The 5554-nt window shown below is 30.9% G+C and carries 5 protein-coding genes; 4 read left to right on the forward strand and 1 reads right to left on the reverse strand.

Going from position 1 to position 5554, the window contains the following annotated elements; genetic code table 11:
• The first annotated feature begins 134 nt into the window (after window positions 1–134).
• Window positions 135–419: a hypothetical protein gene (locus KPL38_RS17925; protein WP_216290501.1), complete on the forward strand. Its 285-nt coding sequence runs from the start codon at window positions 135–137 to the stop codon at window positions 417–419.
• Between the two features lie 214 nt (window positions 420–633).
• Window positions 634–1218, forward strand: coding sequence for a hypothetical protein (locus KPL38_RS17930; protein WP_216290502.1), 585 nt, complete (start codon window positions 634–636; stop codon window positions 1216–1218).
• Between the two features lie 159 nt (window positions 1219–1377).
• On the opposite strand, the gene KPL38_RS17935 is transcribed toward KPL38_RS17930, so the two are convergent.
• On the reverse strand, window positions 1378–2025 hold the full coding sequence (locus tag KPL38_RS17935) for a Bax inhibitor-1/YccA family protein (RefSeq protein WP_216290503.1): 648 nt from the start codon (window positions 2023–2025) through the stop codon (window positions 1378–1380).
• A gap of 368 nt (window positions 2026–2393) precedes the next feature.
• On the opposite strand from KPL38_RS17935, the gene pfkB reads away from it, so the two are divergent.
• A complete protein-coding gene (gene pfkB / locus KPL38_RS17940) occupies window positions 2394–3308 on the forward strand; it encodes a 1-phosphofructokinase (RefSeq protein ID WP_216290504.1) in 915 nt (304 codons plus the stop codon).
• Window positions 3309–3382: 74 nt separating this feature from the next.
• Window positions 3383–5260 (forward strand): PTS fructose transporter subunit IIABC, encoded by a 1878-nt coding sequence (locus tag KPL38_RS17945; RefSeq protein WP_216290505.1) that lies wholly within the window; start codon window positions 3383–3385, stop codon window positions 5258–5260.
• Window positions 5261–5554 lie beyond the last annotated feature (294 nt).

The raw sequence follows: 5554 nt of genomic DNA on the forward strand, positions 1-5554 counted from the left end.
CCTATGCTATCCTCAATATAGAAAGCTCGAAGAAATTCTGGGGTGAAGTTGATATATGCATAAAAATGAACCTAGAATTAGCAATGGCTTGAGAGTTTCCGAGAGTACTAACTATAATAGTAGGGGTGAGGATTATGGATGCTATAATGGAAGTTATATTTGACATGCTAATTGAGCTAGTGACTGGTAAAAAACCAAAGCGTAAGTTAATAGAGAGTACAAATAGTACTAAAGGATATAATAAAGGTAAGCATTTTGATAAAGAAGTAAACAAGTATAGTAAACATTCAATATCAACTGAAAGTAAGAATAGAGACACAGAGGTAATCACTGAGATATTAGGACCTGATATTAAAAGTGGAATGATTGGATATACTGAAAATGGTTCAGGAAAGTTAATAATATTAAATAATAAATAGAAATTGAATGGGATAACAATGAAGTATGTAACATTCATAAAACAAGAATTCTGACAAGAAACGGGTATTCATTTTAAAAGATGGATGCCCTATTTTTATAGAATGAATAATTATAAGAAAGAAATCTATTAGTAACTATTTTGGTGCTTTTATTTGAAAAAGTAATTAAAGGAGTTTACCATATTATGGAGAAGTGTAATTGTGAGGTGATGGCGTGTTTAGAATTAGAAAGATTAAATTAAGCAAATATGAAAAAATTATAAATAAATTTAATGTTGATATGGAGGATACAAAAACTATTGAACAATATGATAATATAAACAAAGCTTTTATGTATATTAGAATATATTATGAGAAGAAAAATAAGGATAAAAAATTTAGCATTAAAGCAGAGAAAATAAGAATAGAAGAAAATATTGGTAGCAATGGTAGCAATATTATTTCATTCGGTATGGCTTATTACATTGCTATTATAGGTAGTCTATTTTATACTATGTTCGAATTAGTAATAACCGCTTTCAATAAATATAGTAATGAAATTAATGTTGGGCTTACAATAGTTTTTTTATTAACAATGCTTTTCTTTTCATCATATATCATTGGAGAAGGTATTAAGAAGGAAGGGCTTAGAAATTTGAGGCTTAATATTTCATTAAAGGTTTTAGAGAATATTGAAAAAGAAATTGATGACGAACAAAAAAGAGAAAAAGAAAAAGTTGGAAAATTAGAGATACAACAAAGGAGTGAAGAACATTTAAATAGAGGAACGTCTTTTAAAACTAAATTTGTTAATGTTTAAAATGAAATATTAGGGACTTTCTATAAAAATATTCACATTGATAAAAAAAGAGTATAGAAAAATTGATGTGAAGATAATCAATTTGTCTTGCATTCCAATGCAAAATAACCCTGAAGATGTTCTTACATCATACCAGGGTTATTTTTGACTTAACTATTTTTAATTTCTACTAAATAACCTCAGTACAAACAAAAATATATTTATAAAATCTAAATATAAAGATAATGCTGCAAGCACAATTCCATGTGCATCATTACTTTGTGATTGCATACGCTTTATCTGCTGCATGTCATATGCTGTTAATGCACCAAATACTATTATGCCTAATAAGCAAACCCATAGATTTAATGTGGAAGAAACAAAAAATATCTGCATAATAGTAAGTAAAATTAAACCTATTACAAACATCATGGCAAATTGACCTATTGCACTTAAGTCTTTTTTTGTTGTTATGCCTATCATCCCACTACTTAAAAACATTAATGAAGTTAGAGCAAAAACAGTAATTAATTCGCCTTGGTTTACAGTTAAAAAAATTACACTCAATGTTACACCATTTACTGCTGAATAAACCAAAAACCAAAACATTGCAGTTGCAGTAGACATTTTAGCAACTCTCTTAACTAATGTTACAACCATAACCAATTCTAGAATCATAGCCCCATAAACCACTATTCTAGATAAATTCATTATATAGTTACTCATAAACAAACCAACTATAAATGTTATTAATAATCCAATGCCCATTAGACATAAAGTTTTTCCTATAAAAGTCGATCTACTTTTTATCAAACTATTACTTTCCATACTTAAACACTCCTTTATCACTATATTTATCAGCATTTGTTTATTATAACATTTTTTTATTAAGTTATCATAATTCAACAAAACCTATCAGGGAAATCTTAAGGAAGCAGTTATTAAAAGATAGTGGATTAAATATTATGGGTTTTCATTATGATAATTTTCAATTTAAATAAGTAGCAAGCTCAGTAATATGTTTTTCAATAAATCTCCAGGGAATAAAACACAAAAACATGACCGAATATTATTGAATTTTAATGAAACATAAAAAAACATGACCGAATATGATCATATATATTGTTTAACAACTGATTTTATATTATTATATATATGGACGTTAAAAATAAATATAAAAGGGTAGTGACGAAAAGATGATATATACAGTAACTTTTAATCCGGCTATAGATTATGTAATAAACGTAGAGGATTTTAAAGCAGGATTAATTAACAGAGTTGTAAGTGAAGAAAAATTTGCTGGTGGAAAAGGTATAAATGTATCAAGAGTTTTAAATAATGTAGGGATAAAAAGTAAGGCTTTAGGTTTTGTTGGAGGCTTTACTGGAAAATTTATTATTGATTCATTGGAGTCTCAAGGTGTTGAAACTGAATTTATAGAGATAAGTGGTGATACAAGAATAAACGTTAAGCTCAAATCGAAAGAAGAAACTGAAATCAATGGAGCGGGTCCAGTTATAAAAGATGAGGACTTGAATAAGCTTTTTAAAATAGTAGAGGGTTTAACTTCAAATGACTATCTAGTATTATCAGGAAATGTTCAGAAGTCTGTTCCAAGGGACATATATGCCAGACTTCAAAAAAAGTGTGCTTCTAATAATGTAAAAGTTGTAGTTGATACCACAGGGGATGCTTTGGTTGCGACACTTGCTAATAAGCCATTTTTAATAAAACCTAATAATCATGAGTTAGGTGAAATATTTAATAAAGAACTTACAGATATAGATGAGATTATTGAATATGCAAAAAAACTTATGGTTATGGGTGCGCAGAATGTAATTATATCTATGGCTGAAAGAGGAGCGCTTCTAATTTGCGAAACTGGAGTTTATCATGCAACCCCAGCAAAGGGAGAAGTACAGAATTCAGTTGGTGCAGGAGATTCAGTTATTGCAGGATTTTTAGCCAAGTATTCAAGGTCAAAGGATTTAATAGAAGCATTTAGATGGGGAGCTACATCTGGAAGTGCTACAGCATTTTCAAAGGATTTATGTAAAAAAGAAGATATTGAGCATTATTTAGCACATGTAAGCGTAAATAAATTAGATTAATAACTAGTTATTAATTAGTCTGTTCATATAAATATCAAACTAACTAATATTGTATTTATTACAGGAGGAAAAAGATGAGAATAACAGAACTTTTAAAGGAAAATACTATTATTTTAGATTTAAAGTCTACTAGTAAAACAGAAGTAATTGATGAATTAGTAAATAAACTTGATAGTGCGGGAGTGCTAAATGATAAGGAAGAATATAAGAAAGCAATTTTGAAAAGAGAAGCAGACTTCTCAACTGGAATTGGGGAGGGTATAGCTATTCCTCATGCAAAGGTTGCGGCAGTAAAAACTTCAGCATTAGCTTTTGGACGGTCTAATGCTGGAATTGATTTTGATTCCTTAGATGATGCCCCTGCAAACATATTTTTTATGATTGCAGCAACTGAGGGTGCTAATGATACACATTTGGAAACACTTTCAAGATTATCTACTCTGCTTATGAATGAAGATTTCAAAAAGAAACTTCTCATTGTTAAAACACCTGAGGAAGTTTTAAGTTTAATTGATAGTCAAGAAGCGGAAAAACTAGAAGAGGAGACTGCCGAGGAGGAAGAACCAGTAGAAACAGAAGGTTCAAAAGGTTTAGTCTTAGCAGTAACTGCATGTCCTACAGGTATAGCACATACCTATATGGCAGCAGATGCATTAAAGAATAAGGCTAAAGAAATGGGAGTAGACATAAAGGTTGAAACCAATGGTGCTACAGGAGTTAAAAATAGATTAACAGATGATGAAATAGAGAAGGCTACGGGTATTATAGTAGCTGCTGACAAACAAGTTGAAATGGCAAGGTTTAACGGCAAAAAGGTAGTTATAGTTCCTGTGGTACAAGGAATAAAAAAACCAGAAGAACTTATAAATCAAGCACTAAAGGGTGAAGCACCTATGTATAATCATGATGGTGGTAGTAAAGCTGCTACAACAAGTGAAAGATCAGGATTTTATAAACATCTTATGAGTGGTATTTCAAATATGCTTCCTTTCATTGTTGGCGGAGGAATATTAATAGCTTTATCATTTATATTCGAAAAAAGCTCAAATCCAAACTTGTTATATTTATCTAAACTGCTTTCAGTAGTTGGAAGCAAGAATGCTTTTGCGCTTATGATACCAGTACTTGCTGGTTTTATAGGTATGAGCATTGCAGACAGACCAGGTTTTGCTCCTGCAATGGTAGGTGGATTTTTAGCATATCAAAGTAATGCAGGATTCCTTGGTGGAATTATTGCAGGATTTCTTGGTGGTTATGTAGTACTACTTCTTAAAAAGGCTTTTGCAAAATTACCAGAAGCTCTTGAGAGCATAAAACCTGTGCTTATATATCCACTTTTAGGTATTTTTATTACCGGTGCTATAATGTACATTTGTATTGATGGACCAGTTCTTCAAATTAACCTTTTTCTTCAACATTGGTTAGGTGGAATGGGCACAGGAAACAAAGTGCTACTCGGTATTATATTAGGTGGAATGATGGCAATTGATATGGGCGGACCAATAAACAAGGCTGCCTTTGCATTTGGAATTGCTATGATAAGTTCAAAGAATTACTTTCCACAAGCAGCTGTAATGGCGGGTGGTATGTCTGCACCTCTAGGGATTGCATTTGCTACTTCATTCTTTAAAAATAAATTTACTAAAGAGGAAAGAGAAACTGGTCTTAGTTGTTATGTAATGGGGGCTTGTTTTGTAACAGAAGGAGCAATACCTTTTGCAGCAGCAGATCCAGCAAGAGTAATTCCAGCAGCTGCAATAGGATCCGCCGTAGCAGGAGGACTTGCATTGTTTTTTAATATAGGAATGCCAGTTCCACACGGTGGTATATTTGTAGTTGCTTTAGCTAAAGGAAGTCCATTACTTTATTTACTATCGATTATAATAGGAGCTATGGTAACTTGCTTAATACTAGGAATTTTAAAAAAACCAATAGATATTCAAAATAGTTAAGAATTAAGAGTTAATGCCTCATAGACCCCCTAAACATCATGAATAATATCAACTCAAGTAGTTAATATTGAATTAAAATGATTAGGAGGTCTATTTTTTTATTGGGAAAATTAAGTTTCCATGAAAGCTTACAGAAGATGAAAAAGTGAAGGCCAGTAAAATGTTATAATTGTTTAGAAAATGAATATAATGATTAAGCCACAAAAAGCTATATTTTCTCCGGTAGGAGTTAAGCTATTTCAAATTTTAGGCTATGCCTCTTGAAAATATTGTAAATTAATATGAAAATTTCAA

Origin of the sequence: Clostridium psychrophilum, assembly GCF_018861705.1 — a bacterium.
GTDB classification, from domain to species: Bacteria; Bacillota; Clostridia; order Clostridiales; family Clostridiaceae; genus Clostridium_AD; species Clostridium_AD psychrophilum.

What these genes read in the sequence shown, in the direction of transcription:
- KPL38_RS17925 (WP_216290501.1), top strand. Translation starts at nt 135, where the DNA reads ATGGATGCTATAATGGAAGTTATATTTGACATGCTAATTGAGCTAGTG.
- KPL38_RS17935 (WP_216290503.1), bottom strand. Translation starts at nt 2,025, where the DNA reads ATGGAAAGTAATAGTTTGATAAAAAGTAGATCGACTTTTATAGGAAAA.
- pfkB (WP_216290504.1), top strand. Translation starts at nt 2,394, where the DNA reads ATGATATATACAGTAACTTTTAATCCGGCTATAGATTATGTAATAAAC.
- KPL38_RS17945 (WP_216290505.1), top strand. Translation starts at nt 3,383, where the DNA reads ATGAGAATAACAGAACTTTTAAAGGAAAATACTATTATTTTAGATTTA.